General features: G+C 60.4%; 13 protein-coding genes and 1 pseudogene. 2 read left to right on the top strand and 12 right to left on the bottom strand.

Features of this window, described 5'->3' with window-relative positions; all coding sequences use genetic code 11:
• From PseAD21_RS22390 to PseAD21_RS22380, 3 genes and pseudogenes are all read right to left on the bottom strand, one after another.
• Positions 1-1,059: pseudogene (locus PseAD21_RS22390) on the bottom strand (autotransporter domain-containing protein); the annotation flags it as partial.
• Between the two features lie 369 nt (positions 1,060-1,428).
• Positions 1,429-2,265, bottom strand: coding sequence for an amino acid ABC transporter permease (locus PseAD21_RS22385; RefSeq protein ID WP_102357889.1), 837 nt, complete (start codon positions 2,263-2,265; stop codon positions 1,429-1,431).
• Entirely contained in the window at positions 2,262-3,083 is an 822-nt protein-coding gene (locus PseAD21_RS22380; RefSeq protein ID WP_102357888.1) for an ABC transporter substrate-binding protein, read from the bottom strand. The genes PseAD21_RS22385 and PseAD21_RS22380 overlap by 4 nt, the downstream gene beginning before the upstream one ends.
• A gap of 111 nt (positions 3,084-3,194) precedes the next feature.
• Between PseAD21_RS22380 and PseAD21_RS22375 the strand changes: the two genes are divergently transcribed.
• Positions 3,195-4,094 carry a homocysteine S-methyltransferase family protein gene (locus PseAD21_RS22375; protein WP_102357886.1) on the top strand — a complete coding sequence of 300 codons (900 nt, stop codon included), beginning with the start codon at positions 3,195-3,197 and terminating at the stop codon, positions 4,092-4,094.
• A 44-nt stretch (positions 4,095-4,138) separates the two neighbouring features.
• Here the strand turns inward: PseAD21_RS22375 and PseAD21_RS22370 are convergent, their stop codons facing one another.
• The 3 genes from PseAD21_RS22370 to PseAD21_RS22360 are packed head-to-tail and all read right to left on the bottom strand — an operon-like array spanning position 4,139 to position 5,903.
• A complete protein-coding gene (locus PseAD21_RS22370) occupies positions 4,139-4,810 on the bottom strand; it encodes a GNAT family N-acetyltransferase (protein ID WP_102357885.1) in 672 nt (223 codons plus the stop codon).
• A 12-nt stretch (positions 4,811-4,822) separates the two neighbouring features.
• Entirely contained in the window at positions 4,823-5,269 is a 447-nt protein-coding gene (locus tag PseAD21_RS22365; RefSeq protein WP_102357883.1) for a GNAT family N-acetyltransferase, read from the bottom strand.
• Between the two features lie 10 nt (positions 5,270-5,279).
• On the bottom strand, positions 5,280-5,903 hold the full coding sequence (locus tag PseAD21_RS22360) for an FMN-binding negative transcriptional regulator (RefSeq protein WP_102357882.1): 624 nt from the start codon (positions 5,901-5,903) through the stop codon (positions 5,280-5,282).
• A gap of 92 nt (positions 5,904-5,995) precedes the next feature.
• On the opposite strand from PseAD21_RS22360, the gene PseAD21_RS22355 reads away from it, so the two are divergent.
• Positions 5,996-7,549, top strand: coding sequence for a PLP-dependent aminotransferase family protein (locus tag PseAD21_RS22355; protein ID WP_102357880.1), 1,554 nt, complete (start codon positions 5,996-5,998; stop codon positions 7,547-7,549).
• A 14-nt stretch (positions 7,550-7,563) separates the two neighbouring features.
• Here PseAD21_RS22355 and PseAD21_RS22350 read toward each other — a convergent pair whose 3' ends face one another.
• The 6 genes from PseAD21_RS22350 to PseAD21_RS22325 form a co-directional block, all read right to left on the bottom strand.
• Positions 7,564-12,162, bottom strand: a complete 4,599-nt coding sequence (locus PseAD21_RS22350; protein ID WP_102357879.1) for a hypothetical protein — start codon at positions 12,160-12,162, stop codon at positions 7,564-7,566.
• A gap of 143 nt (positions 12,163-12,305) precedes the next feature.
• Positions 12,306-16,883 (bottom strand): dermonecrotic toxin domain-containing protein, encoded by a 4,578-nt coding sequence (locus PseAD21_RS22345; protein ID WP_102357877.1) that lies wholly within the window; start codon positions 16,881-16,883, stop codon positions 12,306-12,308.
• 150 nt (positions 16,884-17,033) lie between these two features.
• Positions 17,034-18,134: a polyamine ABC transporter substrate-binding protein gene (locus tag PseAD21_RS22340; protein WP_102357876.1), complete on the bottom strand. Its 1,101-nt coding sequence runs from the start codon at positions 18,132-18,134 to the stop codon at positions 17,034-17,036.
• Positions 18,131-19,156 (bottom strand): histone deacetylase family protein, encoded by a 1,026-nt coding sequence (locus PseAD21_RS22335; protein ID WP_102357874.1) that lies wholly within the window; start codon positions 19,154-19,156, stop codon positions 18,131-18,133. The genes PseAD21_RS22340 and PseAD21_RS22335 overlap by 4 nt, the downstream gene beginning before the upstream one ends.
• A gap of 274 nt (positions 19,157-19,430) precedes the next feature.
• Positions 19,431-20,426: an AraC family transcriptional regulator gene (locus tag PseAD21_RS22330; protein WP_102357873.1), complete on the bottom strand. Its 996-nt coding sequence runs from the start codon at positions 20,424-20,426 to the stop codon at positions 19,431-19,433.
• 102 nt (positions 20,427-20,528) lie between these two features.
• Positions 20,529-21,533 (bottom strand): asparaginase, encoded by a 1,005-nt coding sequence (locus tag PseAD21_RS22325; protein ID WP_102357871.1) that lies wholly within the window; start codon positions 21,531-21,533, stop codon positions 20,529-20,531.
• Positions 21,534-21,560: the final 27 nt, after the last annotated feature.

The following is a 21,560-nucleotide window of genomic DNA, read 5'->3' as shown; positions in this document are numbered from 1 at the left end:
AGGTTGCTGAGGTTGCTGAGGTTGCTGAGGTTGCTGAGGTTGCTGAGGCGAGGAAGAGGGCTCGTTGATGTTTTGAGCGAGCGCCTGGCTATTCTCCGTGGTCGCAAGATTTTCAAGTGGTATGTCGTTACGGGTGTAGAGCAAGCCTACGCGTTGTGCTTCGTAATGCAGTGTGGGAGTCATGAACGCCAGATCGTTTTCGACGGTGCCGAACTGTCCTTCAACCTTTCCCGCCTCAAGAATGGTGTGTTGACTGCTTTGCGGATAATCGCCGGCGGTCACCAGCTTCAGGGTGGCGTCGCCCAGATGGGCAGTGCCTTTGACGAACACGGTCGGGCTATTACCGGAGGCTTCCACGGCATAGGCCAGTACGGCGGTGCGGGAAAGACTCAGGTCTCCCGCGACTTTGGGCGCGCCGTATACATCGTCGACGCTCATGCGTCCGTATACGTTCAAATGGTTCACCGCGCCACTGCCGGCAAAGTGGCCGTTCTCATGGACATTCACAATGCCGTCAATGAGGCCCTGGTTGGTCAGGTCTCCTCCTGACTCGACAGCAGCGCCGCCGCTGATCGCACCTTTGTTGATCAGGATGCCCTCGGTCATTGCCGTGCCGAGAATATGCCCGTCGTTGACCAGCAAGGCCTTCGGATGAACCAGTACCCCTAGGCTGAAATCACCTGGTCCGTTGCGTGTCCAGCTCCCGCGCCTGACCTCCAACCCGCTGAAGTTACGGGTTTCACCCAGCGTGCCTTTCTTGTTCGCGTCGAGTTGCAGCAGGTTTTCGCCTCCGCCACCATCGACCAGTCCGGCGAAACTGCCACGTGATTGCACTGTGACAAGGTCGTTGCGCCCATCGAGTGCCAGAGCCACACCATCCTGCGCCGTATAGGCTTTGCTGACCTTCAGTTGAACGGTGTCTGGATGATGGGTGAAAGCATCGATCGCTGACTTGAGTGCTTCTGGAGGGGCGGACAAGGTGTCTTGAGTGTCGAGGGGTGCCTCCTGAGCCATGGACAGATCAGTGCATCCCAGTGCCAGGGCAATGGCCAGTGTCAAGTGTGTAGGTCGATAGTGGAATTGAACGGGCATCGAGTTCAGCCTCTCGTGGAAGGAGGCCAAACTCTAAGTTGGCGCCGGCAGACGCCGATGTCAGCTGGTTCGCACGGTGCTGCGGGCTGCGTCGGTTTGATCTGCGGAAAAGGGCAGCCCGGCGCAGAATTTCCGATCACATCTTCCCGATCCGTCGTCCTTTCCTACAGGTTGTGTCGCCGCTAGCCGCTGGTAATGATCAGAAACTCATCTGCCACTGTCCGATCAGCCCGTGATTGCGGCTGTTGCTGCGGATCTCGCCGTAGGTGTGTTTCCAGCCAACCGTCATGCCTGGCACCAGGCTCATGCCGTTGCTCAGGCTGCTGTCGGATCTACTCAGCTGCGACGCACGTAAGCCTTGCCGTAATGGCGCTCCATCCGTGCCTGGATCAATTCCAGACCGATCGACATCAGCCAGTAAATGAGCGCCGCTGTGGTCAGCATCTCGATGTAGCGGTAGCTCGAGCGCCCGTAGGACTGGGCCAGGAACATCACTTCCCACACACCCATCACCGAGATCAGTGACGAGTCCTTGAGCATCGAGATGAACTGGTTGGTGGTCGGTGGGATGATGGTGCGCATGGCCTGGGGCAGGGTGATGCGCCAGAAGATCACGCTCTCGCGCATGCCCAGCGCCAACGAGGCTTCGCGCTGACCATAGGGCACGCCGAGGATGCCGGCGCGGAAGATCTCACTGAGGTACGCGCCATAGTTCAGCGACAGGGCAATGATCCCGGCCACCACCGCGCCGGGCACCACGCCCAGTTGTGGCAGACCGAGGTAGATCAGCAGGATCTGGATCAGCAACGGCGTGCCGCGAAAGAACGAGGTGTAGAAGCTGGCAATGCCGAATGCCACGGCGCTTTTCGACAGGCGTGCCAGAGCGGTGACGAAGCCCAGCAATGACGAGGCGACGATGGCGCAGGCACACAGAAACAAGGTCAGCGCCGCGCCCTGCAAAAAGCCGTTGGGTGCCAGGTGCACGCCAAGCAGGTTCGGCAATTTGTCGAGGATGATCGAGAGCTTCAGGTCGAAGCTCAGGAAAAAACCGGCAAACAGGCTGAACATCGCCGCCCACGTCAGGTACAGGCGCGTGCGGAAACCGAACAGCCGTTGCAGGCGCGATTCAGCCACCGGTTGTGGCGGCTGTGGAGGGGTCGGGAAGGCAGTCATTGGCTGATATCGGCGCCGATCCATTTCTGCGACAGCTTGCTCAGCGTGCCGTCCTGTTTCAGTTGCGCAAACACCTCGCGCACCTTGGAGTCCCATTGCGCGTCACCCTTTTCAATGGCAACCGAGTTAGGTTCCGAGTACAGCGGCGCGCCGGCCAGTTTGAAACGCTGGTCCTGATTCAGGCGCGGCTGCGCGGTCACCAGGTTGGTGAGGATTGCATCCAGGCGCACACCGGCACCCAGGCCCAGATCCTGAAAGGCAACGTTGTCGGTATCGTACGGGGCGATCTGCACATCCTCGAACGGGTATTGCAGACGCGTGTCTTCGGCGCCTTCGATGATCAGGTTCTTGTTCAGGTAACTTTCGTAGCTGGAGGCGCTGGTCAGGCCGACTTTCTTGCCGCTCAGGTCCTTGGCGCCGTGGATGCGATCGTCCTTGGCGTTGACCACGATCACTGCCGGTGAGGCGTAATACTCGACCGGGAAGTCGAACACTTCGGCGCGGGCCTTGCTCGGGGTCATGGAGCAGATGCAGATGTCATAGCGCCCGCTCCAGCGGCCGGCGGCAATAACGTCCCAGGACGGTGTTTCCAGGCGCAGCTTGACCCCGAGTTTATCCGCCACGGCTTTGGCGACGTCCACATCGAAACCGTCGAGCTGATTCTGGTCATTGAGGAACGAGAAGGGCGGGTAGCTTTCCATCAGCACGCCGACCAGTTGTTTTTTCTGTTCGACGCGGTCGAGTGTGGCGCCGCCGAAGGCTTGAGTGGAGGCGGCCAGAATCGTCAGGCCCAGGGCCAGTAGCGGTTGAAGTTTCACAGTCGACACCTGAAAAAAAGGGGTTGTTATTAACCGAATGGTGCGTATTAAATAGTTATAAGAACTACTCTGGTAGTGAGCAATTTTCATAAGCTTATGAGTGAAACGCATATGGGCACAGCAAGCGCGGTAATTCTTGATGGCGGCATGGGCCGTGAGTTGCAGCGCGCCGGCGCACCGTTCAGGCAGCCCGAGTGGTCGGCGCTGGCTTTGATCGAGGCGCCGCAAGCGGTTGAAGCGGTACACGCCGCCTACATCGCCAGTGGCGCCAACGTGATCACCAGCAACAGTTATGCAGTGGTGCCGTTTCACATTGGCGAAGCGCGGTTTGCTGCTGAAGGTGAGGCACTGGCGGCGTTGGCCGGTGAGTTGGCGCAGCGTGCGGTGCAGGCATCGGGCAAAGCGGTGCGAGTGGCAGGTTCGTTGCCGCCGCTGTTCGGGTCTTATCGTCCGGACCTGTTCGAGGCGTCGCGGGTGAACGAGTTGCTGGCGCCACTGGTGAACGGCCTGGCGCCCCATGTCGACCTGTGGCTGGCGGAAACCCAGAGTTCGATCATCGAGGCGCGATCGATCCGTGCCGGTCTGCCGAAGGACGGCAAGCCGTTCTGGCTGTCGTTTACGCTGAAGGACGAAGATACCGATGAGGTGCCGCGTCTGCGTTCCGGTGAACCGGTGGCCGAAGCAGCGGCGGTGGCGGCGGAGTTGGGCGTGGAGACGCTGCTGTTCAACTGCAGCCAGCCGGAAGTGATCGGCGCGGCGATTGATGCGGCGCGCGACACCTTCGAACGTTTGGGCGTGCAGATTCACATTGGCGCGTATGCCAATGCGTTTCCGCCACAACCGAAGGAGGCGACGGCCAACGACGGCCTCGACCCGTTGCGTGAGGATCTGGATCCGCCGGGGTATCTGCATTGGGCGCAGGACTGGCAGCAGCGCGGCGCCAGCCATTTGGGCGGCTGCTGCGGGATCGGTCCGGAACACATTGCGGTGCTTGCGCAAAAGCTCGCTTGAACAAAAATCAAAGGATCGCAGCCTGCGATCCTTTGATTACAGACTCAGGAACGGCACTCGACCAACCCTTTCACCTGCCCGGTCGGCGTCTGGTTTTCATCACTCAACCAGCGTTCGAACCCTGCCGCAATCGCTGGCCACTCCGAATCCAGAATCGAGAACCACGCGGTATCGCGGTTCTGGCCCTTGACTACCATGTGCTGGCGGAACACGCCTTCGAAGCTGAAGCCCAGGCGCTCGGCGGCGTATTTGGAGCGGGCGTTGCCGTTGTTACATTTCCATTCCAGGCGACGGTAACCCAAGGCGAACGCATATTTGGCGAGCAGGTATACCGCCTCGGTGCTTTTCGGTGAACGCTGCATCGGTGCACCAAAGGTGACGTGGCCGATTTCGATGCGGCCCTGGGCCGGGACAATCGACATCAGGCTCAGAATGCCTTGCACCTGACCCGTGGTGCGGTCGACGACGCTGAAGAAATACGGATCGCTGCTGGCCGCATGGTTGTTCAGCCAGTCATTGAAAACGCTGCGTTGCGGAAACGGTCCGTAGGGCAAATAGTCCCAGAGCTTCGGGTCGGCACCGGGGCCTTCGAGGGCGTTGAACAGCTCGTCCTCGTGGCACGCCGGGTCGAGTCGTTCGAGGCGAATGAAGCGTCCTTCAAGCAGGGTGGCGGTGGGGGCGGGGACGCCTTTCCAGTCGGCCGGTGAAATGCTCATGCGTGCGTCTCCTTAAATGGCTTTGCGAAACTGGATGAATCCCGGGCGCTCGGCGATGCGCTCGTAGAGCTGGATCGCAGTGGCGTTGGTTTCGTGGGTCAGCCAGTGCACTTTGCAGCAGCCGTCAGCCTTGGCCGTGGCGTAAACGTGTTCGATCAGCAGACGGCCGACGCCGGTTCCACGGGTTTGCTCGGCCACCAGCAAGTCCTGCAAGTAGCAGGAGTTTTCGATGCTCCAGTTCGAGCGATGATAGATGTAATGCACCATGCCGACCGCTTTGCCATCGGCCCAGGCCAATGCTGCGTGAGTCGGTTCGCTCGGATCGAGGAAGCGCTGCCAGGTGCTGTCGGTCACCGCGTCCGGCAGTTCGCCGTTGTAGAAACTCAGGTAGGCCTGCCACAACGGCAGCCATGCTGCGTGGTCGGCGGCGCTGACCTGGCGGATGTCGATCTGACTCATGGTGATTTCCTTAGCGCATCAGTTGGGCGAGGGTTTGATCATTGATTTCAGGGCTGGCGGCCAGGCCTTCGCGCACCCCGGCAATGTCTGCGGCGCTGCGGTTCTGGCTGAGTTTGCGCTTGCCTTCGAGACGGTCGATGGGAATGGCAAAACCGACAATCGCTTTAAGCATGCCGTCGATGTAATCGGCGGGCGCGTCATTGACTGACCACGGCTGGGCGCGGCCGGCTTCGTGTCGGTCAGTGAGGGTGCTGACGATGTCGAGCAGGCGTCCGCCGTCGCTGAAGGTTTCGGCGTGGCCATAGGCGTGCACCGCGATGTAGTTCCAGGTCGGCACGACTTTGCCGTGTTCGGCTTTGCTCGGGTAGAAGCCCGGGCTGACGTAGGCATCGGCGCCGGCAAAAATCAGCATGGCCTCGGCACCGTCGCGCAGGTCTTTCCACTGCGGGTTGGCGCGGGCCAGGTGTCCGTACAGCGTGCCGTACTCGCCTTGCTCGCAATGCAGCAGCACCGGCACATGGCTAGCTTGCAGGCCGTTTTCGCCGTGGGTGACCAGAATGGCGAGGCGGCTGGCGAGGATCAGTTCGTGCAGTTGGGACAGTTCTTCGATGGCGAAGGCGCGCGGCGTGTACATGGACAGATTTTCCTTGGCGAATGCCTGCATCCTAGGCAGGCTATTGGTCTGTTGTAAGAGCCATTGATGGCCAATTTCATAGGTCCATTGCCATGCCTGAGCAAACTACCCTGTCGATGCCGTTCAATCCGGCCGGCATTGAACTCGATCGCCGTCAGGGTTTGAGTCGTCAGCTCTACCAGGCTTTGCGTCTGCGCGTACTGGATGGACGTCTGGCCAGCGGCACGCGATTGCCGGCCAGTCGCGATCTGGCGACGGCATTGGCCATCTCTCGCAATAGCGTGGTGCGCGCCTACGATCAGCTGTATGCCGAGGGGTTCATCGAAGGGCGAGTAGGGGACGGCACTTACGTTGCGCAATTACCCCAAGCGCCCAGCTCGCCGAAAAAACTATCCACAAAAGTATCCACAGGGTTTTCAACAGGCTTACCCACAGCCTTATCCACAAATTGGCTGGATCTACCTGTTGTTTCATCCAGTAAAGTTATCCACAGCGATACGTTTGCGCGTATCGAAAAAAACCATTTAGCCCTGCCGCCAAGTGGTCCGCCGCGCGCATTTCGAGTGGGTGTGCCAGCTTTTGACCTGTTTCCATTTGAGGTCTGGGCCAAGCTCAATGCGGCTTTCTGGCGAAAACCGGATCTACAGCAACTGTGTTACGGCGATCCGGCAGGCGACGCGCGACTGCGCGGCATGATCGCCGCCTACTTGCGCAGTTCGCGCGGCATGCAGTGTTCTGCTGAGCAAATTGTGATCACCAGTGGTGCGCAACAGGGCATTAGCCTTTGTGCACAGCTGCTGGTGGCACCGGGCGATGCGGTCGGGATAGAGAATCCGGGTTACCGGGCCGCCGGCCACGCCTTTGCAGTGGCTGGCGGTCGTTTGCACGGTGTGCCGGTGGATGACGAGGGCATCGATTGTCGGGCATTGGCTGAAGTTGCCGACTGCCGGCTGGCCTATGTCACCCCCTCTCACCAGTACCCGACCGGGGTGGTCATGAGCCTGGCGCGCAGGCTGGAACTGCTGGCCTGGGCTGAGCGAAGTCAGGGCTGGATCATCGAAGACGACTACGACGGCGAGTATCGCTACAGCGGTGCACCACTGGCCCCGCTGGCGGCGCTGGATCGGCAAGGCCGTGTGCTTTACGTCGGGACCTTCGGCAAGGTGGCGTTCCCGGCATTGCGCCTGGGGTATCTGGTGTTGCCGGCCGGGCTGGTCGAAGCTTTCGCAAGGCGGCGAGCGGTGGACGTGCGTCATTCCGAAGTGAGCACTCAGGCGGTGATGGCTGAATTCATGGCCGCTGGGCATTTTCAGCGACACATCCGACGCATGCGCCGTGCCGCCCTGAGCCGGCGCAACTGCCTGTTGGCGCATTGGCCGGGAAATATCGCCGGCGTTGGCAGCTTGCCGGCGGTGGCCGCAGGCTTGCACCTGACGGTGCCGGTGGCAAGCGTTGCCCGCGAACGCGAGCTGATTGCCCAGGCCGAACAGGTGGGCGTCGAGGTCAACGGCCTGAGCAGCTATTGGTTACCCGACTCGCCTCGGCCAGCGCAGCAGTGCGCCGGGTTGGTACTGGGCTTCGCCGCTGTGCCGGAGCCGCAAATTGAAGCGGCTCTGGCACGCTTGCGCAGTGTCTGGTGTGAGTGATCGCGTCGGCGTTTTTATACTACTGCGGGGCCAGCATGTTGCGGATGGAGAAACAGATCCCGTACCGCTGGAGTGACGATCCGGCGCAGCAGATTATCCACCGCATCGAAGTGCTCCAGGTCTTGACGCGATTTGCTCGACAGATTTTGCAGATAACTGTCGGCAAATTTCAGATGCGCGGCAGTGAACTGCTCATCCGGATCAGCCAGATTGTTGTAATGGAAGTGCGCGACCCATAGGGTTTTGTTCTGGCGGCTGACGTCGAGGACCCGATACTCCTGAAAAAAATCTTTGCGTTGTTTCGTGCGAATGCGGCCACGTTCGTCTCTGACGATCTGCACCAGATTGTGTTCGTGCAACCATTGCAGATAGCTTTCTCGCGGACGGCGTCCGGTTAGCATACTGCCGTAGACACTGATGCCTTCGCGGCGCAAACGTGTCGCTGCTGTGCGCAGTTCGGCACTCAGGGTTGCAATCGGAAAATCGGCACGTCTGCGCGCGAATATTTCATCAACACTCAGCGCCGCCTGATCGAGGCGAGTGGCCTGTTGATCGAACAGATCCTTCATGTCGGCCGGAATTCGCGAGGGTCGTTGCGCATCGATGCGCAGGCGTTTGATGAACGCTTCAAGCCCGGCGATCATCGACATGGCGTTGTCAACCAGCGGTTCGTCGCCCAGAGCCGGTACAGGTAAAATGCGCCTGGCCGCAGCGCGCACGACGGGCATTTGCTCGACCACCGGCGGTGGTTCGGGAGCCGCCCTGCGAGGTTCGATGACCTGTGGCCGTGCGCGGTTGACCCGACCGACCGCACGTGAAGCCGAGGGGGCCGGTTCGAGTCTGGCCATCGCCGCAATCGGAAGCTCTTCCGGTTCCGGCAATGCTTCGAGCAGGCGCTCACGGGCCAATTCGTGAAACTCGTTCACCAACTGCTGAATCCGCTGGAAACGTTGGGTTTCCAGGTGCGCGGCGGAGCTGTCAAAGACCTCTTGCAGGCGCCGCTTGGCATCAGCCAGACGGTCGACCAAAGCACTGAGTCTCACCACAGCCAGTGCTTGTGTCTCGGCGGGTTGCGCCGTGTTGCGTCGTTCGATCAAAGCATGTCCGGCGTCGGCCGCGCCCTCGAAAATCGGCACAATCAACAACCGCAACGGATCCAGAGCGCTGTCCGGTGCCTCGCGCAATGACAGTTCGATGGACATGCCGATTTCATTGGCGTGCAGGTCTCTACGCGAGAAAGAAGGCAGCAGCCTCCTGAGGTCGCCAGCGACTTTCTGAGTGACGCCGGAGTGATGATTCAACCTTTCGATCGAAGCGTGCAGTCGATCGAGGCGCTCGACCATTTCGTCGCTCACGGCGATGGCGTTGCGCGCCGCCGTCATCTGGACCTGGCGTGAACGGGTTTGCGCTGGCTCTGCCGTGTTGAGCTGTGGCAAGACGATTTTTACGTATTCGCGCAGCTTCATGCGTAGCCAGCCACTGAGGAAACGATGCTGTTCGACGGTCATGCGCATCAGTTGCGACTGATAAAACACCCCGGCACCGCCGGCTTCACGCCACTGCTCCAGTGTTGCCAGCGCCCCGGTGTAGGAACTGGCGAGCTCATCGGCCTTGGTGATGTAGAGCGTGATTTCAGCATCGGACATGGGTGTTTGCTCGTCAGCCTCTTCCAGAGGCTTCAAGGCATCGCTCAGGTTGGCCTTGCGGCCGGCTTCCTGTTCGATGAACCGATGCAGTTCTTTCCACGTGTCAGCCTTGCGTTTGGCCTTTTCGCGGCGCAGTGCTTCGATACGTCCGGTCGGCCCACCGCCGCGCAGGCGCAACCGGAGTTCCCAGTGCCAGCGAGCGCCTTTGGTGTCGAAACGGATGCTCAGACCCGGGTGAGCAGGGTCGGCCGGATCAAGCGCGAATACCGGTTCGTCGACTTGTGCGCTGACTTGAAACCAGCGCTCGCCTACCTGGGCGTACAGCTTGCCTGCGGACTCGTAGAGATGCTCGGCATTGGGGCGCGCGCCTTTGGGCAGGGAGGGCTTGGTCACCTTCATATGATCGATGGTTTTCAAAAAAGCGCTTTGCGAGTCGATGCGCGTCAGTGTCGCTGGCGCCAGCAAAGAAAGGTGAGCCTTGGGCAATGGTGTAGTGATGGGCGTGTTGTCATGCGTAATTTTCGGCTCCTTGCGCAGCAGCGGCGCAGGCCGGGGCAATTCGGTGCCAGACGCATGCTTGAGCGCTTTGCTTTCACTCCACGGGTTGAAAAGCCGAAGCCGACGAACAGCGATGCGCTGCCCAAGCAGAATGCCCAGCGTCAGCAGAACATCACCGATCGATGACCATTCAGCGGACGTATCCCCCTGGTCGCGGGCATCCAGCGCCTGCTGGATCTGGCTGATGGTTTGCCAGACCCAGACAGCGGTGCCGGCCGGACCGCTGAGAAAATTGGCCGCGACGCCGAATATCGCCCAGCCGCTGTCTGCCAGGATCGCCCAGCGGCGCTCGGCATTGGAGGTCGACTGGCGATCGGCAAGATCAGCCAGTGCCTGGCTGTGGCTGGTGAACAGGGTCTTGTAGATGTCGCCGCTCATTGGTGTGTCGGCGAGTGTCACGGCCGCCGTCAGGTCAAGGTGGATGAAAGGTTCGAAAGCCAGTTCGGTGATGGTCCAGGGCGAGGGCAGCCCGCTGGAAAAAACGTATTGGGCGTAGTCGAAACTCAAGGATCGGTTGGGCAGCCAGGCCAGTACCGAGTCACGCAGTTCGCCGGATTGGTAGAACGCATACAGCATGTTCTGCGCGGAGGGAAACTGCCGCAACGGTTGATCGAGTAGTGGCCGATAAAGCAGGCAGGGGCCGTCCTTACCCGCAGGTGGCCCGATGATGTACATGTTCGCAACGGTGTCGGGAGTGCTGCCCGGGCGAAAGCGCGGCATGAACGCCAAGGGACGGATTTGCACCGGCCAGTCAGCGACGGCGCGGTTGTCGGCAATCGATTTGATCAACTGGCGAACCTGGCGATAACCCTGCTCGTCGACATCGCCCTGGCGCTTGAGTTTGCATTCCAGCGCCAGCAGCGGCAGCAACAGGGGTAACTGTTGGCAGTAGCGGGTCTGGTAAAGCCGCGCCTGAGACGCATCGTCGATCAAGCTGGTCTTGATCAGTTTCGGATAGTTTTTGCCGATGTCGACCTCGCCTGCCAGGCGCACCAGCAGATCCAGGGTCAGCCAGCCCGGCGCGGGTGTCGCGTCAGCGTAGGCGACCTTGGCGAGGTAGGGTCGGGTGTTATGCAGAGCGAATTCGCCAAGTGTCTGCACGCGAGTGCTGAAAGGATCGGGCAAGGTCAATCCGCCGGCCTCGAAGCTCTGGGTGACGGTGATCCGTAGTTGATCCGGACGCAGTAGCGCAGGCTCTTTGGCGGGCTTGGCGGCGATAATGGCGTCGCGCATTTGCTGCTGGGCATAGTCGGCGATAAGCGCAATCTTGTTGACGTCGAAGGCATCGCTGTCGGCGTCTCTCAGCCTGCCCAGTTCTGTCAGGTAACCGCTGTAGGCCTGGATATCGTCCAGTGATCCGGTAATCAGCCAGTCGGGGATGGCCTCGTCGAGAACCCCGGCACGCGGATCATTGGCTATTTCTTCATGACCGCCGTGCTCTTGGGGGGAAATGAACCTTATCAGCGGCGAGCGGCTCATCGGGTCAAGCGCGTCGATCGAATCGATCTGGCAGCTCACCAGTGCCCGGACCAACGCGTCAAAGATATTGCCATCGGGTTCATACAATCGCCATTTCAAGGTCTGACCACTCAGATCCATGTCGATTCGTTCAGGCAGGGTGGCGCCCAGTTCCGCCAGGGAGCTGAACGATTCAAAGCCTTCATCGATGGTGTACATCGTGACCAGTTCCCGGCTGCCCAGCTTCGCCGTCAACACCAGTGCGCCGGCGACCATCAGGTGGCGGGTCTGATTGCCTTCCGCCAACTCGAAGGCGAAGTCGAGATCGATCAGGCTGGCGCGCACATCCGACAGACCTGCATGCGTTGTTGCGCGCGAAGCCTTGTCCGGAAATGCCGAGACATGACGTGCCAGGCTGCATTCGTTGGCATCCCAGCCTGCGATTGACTGCACATTCAGCGTTGCTTTCAGGGTGTCAGCCAAGTGTTGCCAGCGCGGTACTTGTTCTTCGGTGGCATTCCAGTAGTCCAACTGGCTTTGAGCGAAAGCGAGAAACAATGCCGGCGCGTTTTCATTGAGCATTGTACTGATTGCATCCATACCGACGGGTAAATGGACCGGGTCTTCCATCTCGGGTGCCACCGTCAGAAAGTGTTCGCCTTCTATGTAGTTGGCGGTCTCGCCGGTAAACGCCAGGCGCGCCAGTACGTGGGGCAGTGATTCGAATTGGCTGCTGTGACTGAGCAGTTTTTGCCCTTGCTGATACCAGACAGGCGTCATCAACATGATGTCGTCCGGATCGATCTGCAATTGCGCAAGGGTGGTCTTCAGGGCCTTGCGCAGCATCTCTACAGCAGCCTCTTGCAAGGTCGGCCCGCTGCTGGTCTGTTCCACCAGTCGGCTTTTTTTGAGCAGCGGCGGGGCGATGATCGTTCGGTTGGTTTCACTCATTGGTCAGGCACCGGTTAGAAGGTGGACGGTCGGCAAATGCCGCCTGCCACGGACATTAGCGAGGCGTCCAATAGCGCGGGTGGTAGATATATATAGGATGAAAAAAAGCCCGCACATGGCGGGCGATTGATCCGGTTGAGTGATCAGGAAAAGAACAATGTAGCGGCCTGGGTATGGCTTATGGCGCTGCGGTGGATGGCGATCAATTCCTGATTACTGCGGCCCTCACGCTCGACAAAGGCACCGCCCAGCCGGCGCTGCTCGACGGTTTTCAAATGCGCGGCGGTGAATGACGGCAACGGATCGTCAAGGTTGGCGTAGTGAAAGTGGGCGTACCACAGGACTTTACCGCTCTGTTTGTCGAGAATCGGGTATTCGAGCAGGTAGTCTTTGCGCGGGCCTTTGAGCCGGCGGCGTTCGGTGGATCGAGTAATCGTCACCTCCTGCTTGCTGTACAACCATTCGACTCGCGCAGCAGTCGGCGCCTGTTGTTTGGTGATTTCGATCCGGGCCGCTCGACCTCTGGCATAAAGTGCCGTGGCTTCGCTTTCGAGTTGCTGGCGCACTTCGGTAGCGGAAGCGGTTTTGCTTTCGACGTGATTGCCTGAGGTGAGTGCCTTGTCGATCTTATCCATGGCATCGCGCAGGCGCGTGGCGTGCAGGTAATAGATCTCCTCGATCTCAATGGGATTGCGTTGCGCCCGTGCGATGTGTGACTGGGTGCGCTGCCTGAAGGCTGGCAGTTCGTCGAGTAATTCCCTGGCGCCCTGCAGGCTCTTAGAGAGCCCAGGACCTGGCTTTGGTAATGCGACCGGTTTGGCGGGAACTCTCTCGACCCAGTTGCCCGGGGTTTTCTCGTGAAAGGTAGCAATCACTTTACCGGTCAATGGCGCCACGACGTCGACCAGATCGCCATCCTGCCCACCACCACTGCGCCTGGGCTGACCGACCAGTGTGCCTTTGTAGCGAGTCTTGATGATTTTACGCACCGGCGGCGTCGACGATTTTGATGGCCCGGCAACGGGCTCTACCAGGCGTTGTTCGCGCAACAGGTTGGAAAGCTGCTGTACGGCATCCTGTTGAAATCCGCCGACGTGGCGTTTTACCTGCTCGAGGCGTTCGCTGACCAGATACTGCGGATATTCACTGACAAGGTCGCCAAACCGCTGGTCGATGACGTCGAACTGTTCCACCAGATTGTTCATCGCTTCCACGCGCTCACCGAGCTGGTTGAAACTTTCTTCGGCGCTCAAGTCGAGCACGCTCTGAATGTTCAGAGAGGCATCCTCGACGAGATTTTCCAGGGCGGTACGTGCTGCTTCGCGAGATTCTCCCTCAGCGGCCGACAGACATAGCTCCTGACCCAGAGTGATTTGCAGCAGCTTCAAGTCTTCCAGCGAGAACTTCGGCAGCCTGGCTTTGTAGTGTCGGGCGACATCAACGGCTTCTTTACCAAGCAGGTTCAACTCGGCGAAACGGGTATGGGCAAATTCGATTTTGTCGATGATGCCCTGCGTCAGGTCAGACATCTTTTCGAAAGGTTCGGAACGGTCTTCTGTGGCTTCGATGGGGTCCTCGTCAAGCAGCTCGAGCGTCTGTGCCAGATTCTCGCGAAAGGCTACGTAGGTCTCATCGATCCAGTTCTGCATGAGGAACAATTGCGAGGAAAGTCGTTCGAGCATTGCGCTGCGATAGTTGGGTACCGCTTCGAGAAGATTCAGTGCCTTCAGGCTGTCGATATGGGGGCTGTACTCCTTTACCTGAGTATCAAGCGTGTCGAGAAACGCCTGACGGGCGCCTTCAGCATCTGGTGCGGTAGCCTCCAGCATGGCTTGTCTTGCGTTGACCATCTCGCTGTGCTTGCCGGCCAGGCCTGCATCGAATACAGCAATGTCGCGTTTTATCTGCCGCAATTGTTCGGCGTTCTGCTTGCGCAGTTTTGCGCGTTGACTGTTGAGGCCGCCGGCGCGCAGACGCAAGCGTAAATCGACAAACCATTGCCCTCGCGCATTGGCGATCAACAGCGGCCCGGTGCGCGTCGGTTGCTGGCGCGTGTCGATGATCTGCACATCTTCATTGTCATTAAGAGCAACTTCGAACCAGCGTTCGCCGACCTCGGCGTACCACTTTTGCCCGGCACTGCAAAGGTGACGGTATGCGCCCTCGGTCGCTGCTGCTGCCAAGGGTTCCGGTCGGCTTACTTTCAGGCTGTCGAGTATCGTGCCCAGGCTCGAGGCTGATTGTTCCAGTGCACCCAGCACGTGCAGCGACAACTCGTGATTGCCTGGCAGTTCAGCGCCACTGATATCCGTGAGGCGACTGAAGCGAATGCTGGCGGGCGCGACAGGTTTACTGCCGGAGGGGATTTTCTCTGGTAGGGCGACAGATGAGGCTCGTTGCGGTTGCTCGCGTGTCGCCGCTCGATGCGCGAGCGCCATACCCAGCGACAGCAGGATGTCGGTCAGTGCGGTCCATGCCACGGGTTGCTGCTGGTTTTGCGCATCGGTGACTTCTTGCAGGTCGTCCATGATTTGCCAGATCCACGCCGCAGTGCCGACGCTACGCCCCAGAAATGGCAGCGCCGCATTGAACAACGCCCAGCCGCCGCGCTTGAGCGTCGCCCAGCGTGCCTCGACATTCGACACGGACACGCGATCGGCCAAGGTGATCAGTGCGTCGGCGTTGGCTTTGAACAGATTTGCCAGTACGTCCGGCTCGATCACGCGGTTACCCAGTGTCACGCCTGCCCGGTTATCTGAAGCCGAACCGGGGTCAATCAACAGTTGCGGCAGGGTCCAGACCGAAGGCAGGCTTCCGGGAAAAACGTATTGCGAATAATCGAAGCGTACGCTGTCCGGCAACCAGGCCAGTACCGACTGGCGCAGAGTGTTCGAATGCTTGAGCGCATACAGCAGATTTGCCCTTGAAGGGTATTGCAGCAGCGGTGCATCGAACAACGGACGATAGAGCAGGCACGGACCCTTGTGCGCATCGCGTGGGCCGATCACGAACATGTTGAGCACGTCGTCCGGGCTCTTGCCGGCCTTGTCGCCGGTGATGAATGCCAGCGGGCGCACGACGATGTCCTCGCCGTCTACGCGTCTGTCTGCCGACTCTGTGGCCAGCGCCGCCACGACGTAGCGATAACCTTGCTCATCAACGCCTGCTTCGCCGCGGATCTTGTGTTGCAGCGCCAGCAACGACAACTCAACGGGCAATTGTCGACTGTAAAGCTGCTGCAGGCGTGCAGCCTGGGTCTTGTCTTTGACCAGGCGTTGCTCAAGCAACTGCGGATAGGTCTTGCCGATATCGACCGCAGTGACCAGGTTTTTCAGGTACGTGGCGGTCATCCATACAGGCACCGGTGTCTTGCTGTTGCGATAGCCCACCGACAGGTCACCGAGTGGCAAACCGGCCAGATTCTGCAGCGCCAGATCGACCACGGACAAGGTCAGGGTCTGCGGCTGCTGCGGTGCGACAAACGTGCCCCAGACCACCACGCTGGTATCGGTTATTTCCACATCCTGCAGCTTGAAGCTCTGGGTCGGAGCTCGGTTGATCGCCTTTCTCAGCTGGTCCAGGGTAAATGTCTGAATGTCGGGAATTTCATTTTGAAACGTCTTCCCCGAACTCTGCTGCTGCACGGCGACCAGATCCAGCAGGTGCCGGCTGTAGCGGGTCTGGTCTGCGGCGCAGGCATTGTCCAGCCAGGACGGCAGGGCGTGTTCGGTGTGGGTGAAGCGGCGGGAAAGGTTTGATTCGCCGGCGGCCGGACTGGCGCCGCTGCCCAGATGGGCGAGAGCAACCGAATCATTACGGCGCTTGAAAAAATCGACCTCGCCGATTGCCTGGGCTTCCAGCGCAATCAGCGCGCAGGCTTGCTGATCGAAGAAATTACCTGTTGGCTCGAACAGTCGCCATTGCACATGGATCGCGGCAGCACCCGGTTCCAGAGGCCACTGCAACGACTTTTCCAGGTCGGTGAAACTGTCGAAGCATTGGAAACCCTGAGGGACCGAATGCGTGAGGATAATTGTCCGCGCGCCTTTGCTGCCGATCAGAACGGCTGTGTCGAGGACATTGAGATGGGTACGGTCGGTGGTTTCGCCCAGATCAAGATCGATCAGGCAGGTGCGGGTCTGATAGATGTCCTTGAGCGCCCGTGCGGTTTTATCCGGGTTGTTGAAAACGCCAAGCGCCATTGCTCGTTGATCGGCATCCCAACCGTTGTCGGCGCTGACGTTCCACACCTGCTGCAAGGTCTCTGAAAGTTGGTGCCAGCGCGGTACGGAAGGGCTGATGGTTTCGTTCCAGTAGTCGATCTGCTGCTCTTCCAGCGCCGTGAGCAGCAGCGGAGCGAGTTCGTTGAGCAAGGCGCCAATCGCTTTGATGTCTACGGGTAACTGGACGCAAGGCATGACGTCCGGTTGTTCGGTGAGAAAATGTTCGCCGTCCATGAGTGTGATCGCGGTGCCAGACAGGGTCAGCCGCACCAGTGCATGGGTGAGCGACTCGAAATGGTAGGGGCCCGCCACGACTTTGTGTCCGTCGGACCGCCAGGTCGGCGTGGCAATCATTGCCAATGCCGGATCGATGTCCTGTCGCGGGTACGACTTTGCAAGGGCAGGGTGCAAGGCATTCGCGGCCACCTCACTGAGCGAGGGGCCGCTCACCAGTTGGCTGAGTACATCAATGGCGCTGGGCGCCGGTTTTTCTGGCATGACCGTATCCTTGTCTGACGTTAGCGGCCGCTGCGATGGACAGCGCCGGACGACAGCAAGTTATGGCCGTGGCGATGGCGGCAGGTGGTACATAGTTATCGCCGGAAAAAAAAGACCCGCAGGGCGCGGGTCTTGATTTACCTGATGGGCTCAGGTGCCTGATTTGATCTTGGTCCAGGCCCGTGTGCGTGCCCGTTCGGCCTCACGCGGCAGTGGTTGCAGGGTATAGAGCGTGCTCATCGCCGCGTCGGTCGGGTACAGGTTGGGGTTGTTGCGGATCGCCGGATCAACCAGTCCGGTGGCGTCCTTGTTCGGGTTCGGGTAGCCGACGAAGTCGCTGACCGGGGCAATCACTGCCGGTTGCAGCAAGTAGTTGATGAAGGTGTAGGCGTCCTCGGTGTTCTTCGCACCCTTGGGAATCGCGAGCATGTCGAACCAGATGGGTGCGCCTTCCTTGGGCAGGCGCATGTCGACCACCACGCCGTTTTTCGCCTCTTTGGCGCGGTTGGCCGCTTGCGAGAAGCTGCCGGAATAGCCGACCGCGACGCAGATGTCGCCGTTGGCGATATCGGCCATGTACTTGGACGAGTGGAAGTAGGTGATGTACGGGCGGATCTTCATCAGCAGCGCTTCGGCTTTTGCGTAGTCCGCCGGGTTCTTGCTGTTGGGATCCAGACCCAGGTGTTGCAAGGCCAGCGGCAGGATCTCCGACGGCGAGTCGAGCAGGGCGACGCCGCACTGCTTGAGCTTGCTGATGTTTTCTTCCTTGAAGATCAGGTCCCAGCTGTCCACCGGCGCGTTGTCACCCAGCGCGGCCTTGACCTTGGCCGGGTTGAAGCCGATCAGAATGGTCCCGTACATGTACGGCACGGCGAACTGGTTGCCCGGGTCGTTGGCCTCGATCAGTTTCATCAGTTTCGGATCGAGGTGGTTCCAGTTCGGCAACTTGCTGCGATCCAGCGGCTGGAACACCCCGGCCTCGATCTGCTTGGCGAGGAACACGTTGGACGGCACCACCACGTCATAACCGGAGTTACCGGTCAGCAGCTTGGCTTCCAGGGCTTCGTTGGTGTCGAAGATGTCGTAGACCAGTTTGGTCTGGGTGTTCTGCGCCTTGAACTCTTCCAGCGCCTTGGGCGTGATGTAGTCGAACCAGTTGTAGACGCGCAGAGTGCGTTCTTCGGCGTGGGCAGCGCTGCTCAGCAGCGCCGCGCACAGGGCTGGCGCGATCAATTGCTTGAAGCGGTTCATTGTTCAAACCCTTCCAGCACGTTCACCGCGTTGATGCCGATTTCTTCCACCGCGTAACCGCCTTCCATGACGAACAGGGTTGGCTTGCCAAGCGCGGCAATGCGCTTGCCCATGGCCAGATAATCCGGGCTGTCGAGTTTGAATTGCGAGATCGGATCGTCCTTGAAGGTGTCGACGCCCAGCGACACGACAATGATGTCGGCGTCGTAGCTGTCGATCTCGTTGCAGGCCTGCTCCAGCGCCGCACTCCACACGTCCCAGCCGGAGCCGGCGGGCAGCGGGTAGTTGAAGTTGAAGCCAACACCGGCGCCTTCGCCGCGTTCATCGTCGTAGCCGAGGAAGAACGGAAATTCCGCTTCCGGGTGGCCGTGGATCGAGGTGAACAGCACGTCGCTGCGCGCATAGAAAATCGACTGCGTGCCGTTGCCGTGGTGATAGTCGACGTCGAGGATCGCGACTTTCTTGTGGCCCTGGTCAAGGAATGCCTGAGCGGCGATGGCGGCGTTGTTGAGGTAGCAATAACCGCCCATCAAGTCGCTGGCGGCGTGGTGTCCCGGTGGACGGCACAGGGCGAAGGCACTGGGTCCACCGCGCTGGATTTCTGCCTGGGCGGTCAGCGCCACTTGCGCCGCGCTGTAGGCTGCTTGCCAGGTGCCGGCGGTGATCGGTGCGCCACCATCGAAGCTGTAATAGCCGAGCTGGCCGTGCAGGCTGGTCGGTTTGATCTGTCGCAGGGTACGTGCCGGCCAGGTGTAGGGCAGCAGGTCGCCGTCGGTGTTGAATTCGGTCCAGCGCTGCCATGCGCCTTTGAAGAAGTCGAGGTAGTCGCGGCTGTGGATCCGTGCGATCGGCTCCAGGCCGAAATCCTTTGGTGCCTCGACTGCGCCGAGGCTCTGGTTCTTGACCCGTTGCAGCACGTGGTCGGCGCGCGAAGGCATCTCGAAACATGGCTTGAGCTGGCCGTCGATGAGTTCGCAGCGGCCATGGTGCAGGTGGTGATCGTCTGAGTAGATCGTCAGCATTTGTTGTTCTCCGCGGGGCTGATTCGGTTGCCCCCAGTGTTGCGGCGCGCGATGAATCGGAGAACGGCAGGAAAGGCCAAAAGGGGATCGATATGGCCAAAAGATCTGACCGTAATTCGCCCCCACCCCCCCTCAATGCAGCCATGTCTCGATTCGAGGCATGGAATGCGTCCCCTGTGGGAGCGGGCTTGCTCGCGAATACGGTGTGTCAGATGCATTGATGGCGACTGACACTCCGTATTCGCGAGCAAGCCCGCACACACACACTGGAACATCAATGCGGACGGAACTGGCTCGGCGCCACACCGCTCCAGCGCACGAACGCATGGCGGAAACTCGCGGTCTCGCTGAAACCCAGCGTCTCGGCGATGCGGTAGATCGGCAACTGATCCTCACACAGCATCTGCTTGGCGCGCTCGAAACGCAGTTCGTCGAGCAGTTCCTGATAGCTGCTGCCCATGTCCTTGAGGTGGCGGCGCAAGGTGCGCGGCGAGCATTTCATCTGCTGGGCCAGGCCCTCCAGACCTGGCGCGGCGTTCAACTGGGCGCTGAGCAACTGGCGGATGCGTCCAAGCCAGGCCTGGCGGCCGGTGAATTCGAGGTTCTGTTTGCGGCAGCGCTCGGCCATGGCCTGATGGGTGATGGCGTCGGCCAGCGCCAACGGCTGCTCGAGCCAGCGGCGGTCGAAGGCGAACGCGTTGTTCCGGGCGGCAAAGTGCAGCGGGCTGTCGAAGTGCTCGGCGTAGCTGTCGCGGTAATCCGGTGCCGCGTGCTCGAACCGCGTGGCGAGCAACGGCAGGGGGTGGCCGAGCAGGTCGTCGCAAATCACTTTTAGTGACACCAGACAGAACTCGGCGTTGAACACCGCCATCGCCGGGCTTTCACGATAGTCGGCGGCGACGAACCAGATGCGCTCGCCATCGTCTTCCAGGCTCAGTTCGAAAAGTGTTCCCAACAGCGCCGGATAATGGAGCGCCAGACGCAAAGCGTCACCGAAGGTGGCACAGGTCAGCAGCGCGTAACCAAGGATGCCGTAGCAGGACACATGCATGCGTCGGCCCAGTTCGAGTCCGATGTCGTGCTTGAGCGCGACCGCGTTGGCGCAGACCTGCATTTCCTGATTGGTGGTGATGCGTGTGTCGGCGCGGTTCAGGTCCGCGGCACTGATGCCGCTGCCGGCCAGCAACGCATCACCGGGAAGGCCCTCGGTCTTGAAGGTGTTGAGGATCAGCGAGACCGCGTTGAGGGTGGTGAGGTGGGAGTGCAGCATAAGATCTTCCAGCCTGGGGATGGCTGGAGCGCAGCAAGTTGCATGCCGGACGCAAATCAAACTGTGGGAGCGGGCTTGCTCCCACAGGGGTATTGCATGGTGTCAGATCAGTTCGCCACACAGGTCGAGTTCGATCAGCCGGCGCACTTCAGCCGATTCCAGGCCCGCGCCAAGCAACGCCTGCAACTTGCCGAACGCCGCCTCGCGGGTCATGCCGCCACCGGACAACACACCAGCTCCACGCAGCCGGCTGCCGGCTTCGTAAACGTCCAGCTCCACGCCGCCCTCATGGCACTGCGTGACCGCAACCACCACCACGCCGTTGTCCCGGGCACGGCCGAGGCTGGCGAGAAACTGCGGGTTGTCGCTCGGTCCGGTGCCGCTGCCGTAGCACTCCAGCACCAGGCCCTGGATGCCGCCGTCGAGCAGGCCGTCGACAATCCCGGCACTGATGCCGGGGAACAGCGGCAGCACCGCGACATTCGCCAGTTGCTTGGGTTGGTTGTAGTTCAATGCGGCGGGGATCGACGTGGCTTTCACGCCGCCACCCTGACGCTCAAGGCGTTTGAACGGATGGCGTCCGAAGCTGCGTACTTTCGCGCAGCGGGTCGGGTCCAGCAGTTCGCCGTGGAAGTACAGGTGCACACCCGGTGCCAGGCCCTGGCCGAGGGCAACCAGTGCGCCGCCGAGGTTTTCCCAGGCATCGCTGTCGGTGACGCCCGCCGGCAGCATGGAACCGGTGAAGCACACACGGGCATGCAGGCCGAGCAACTGGAAACTCATCGCGGCGGCGCTGTAGGCCAGCGTGTCGGTGCCGTGCAGGATCAACACGCTGTCGCAGCCTTGCACGTCCACGGCATCGACCACCGCTTCACGCAGTTGCTGCCAATAGGCCGGGGTCATGTTGGCGCTGTCGATCAGCGGCGACATTTCCCGGAAGCGCCACTGCGGCACCACCCGCTCAGGCTGGCTGTGCAGGTAGTCGCGCATGCGGGCTTCGAAGCCGGACGCCGGGGCCAGGCCGTTGGCACTGGCCTGCATGCCGATGGTGCCACCGGTGTAGAGCACCATGACGTGTTGGGCGGCGGGGAAGGAATTGGAAATCATCTGAAGGTCTCCACAAGAGATGACATG

Source organism: Pseudomonas sp. AD21 (assembly GCF_002878485.1).
Classification (GTDB): Bacteria; Pseudomonadota; Gammaproteobacteria; order Pseudomonadales; family Pseudomonadaceae; genus Aquipseudomonas.
Note: the sequence above shows the minus strand (reverse complement) of the source record. Positions and strands in the feature narration are given on the sequence as shown.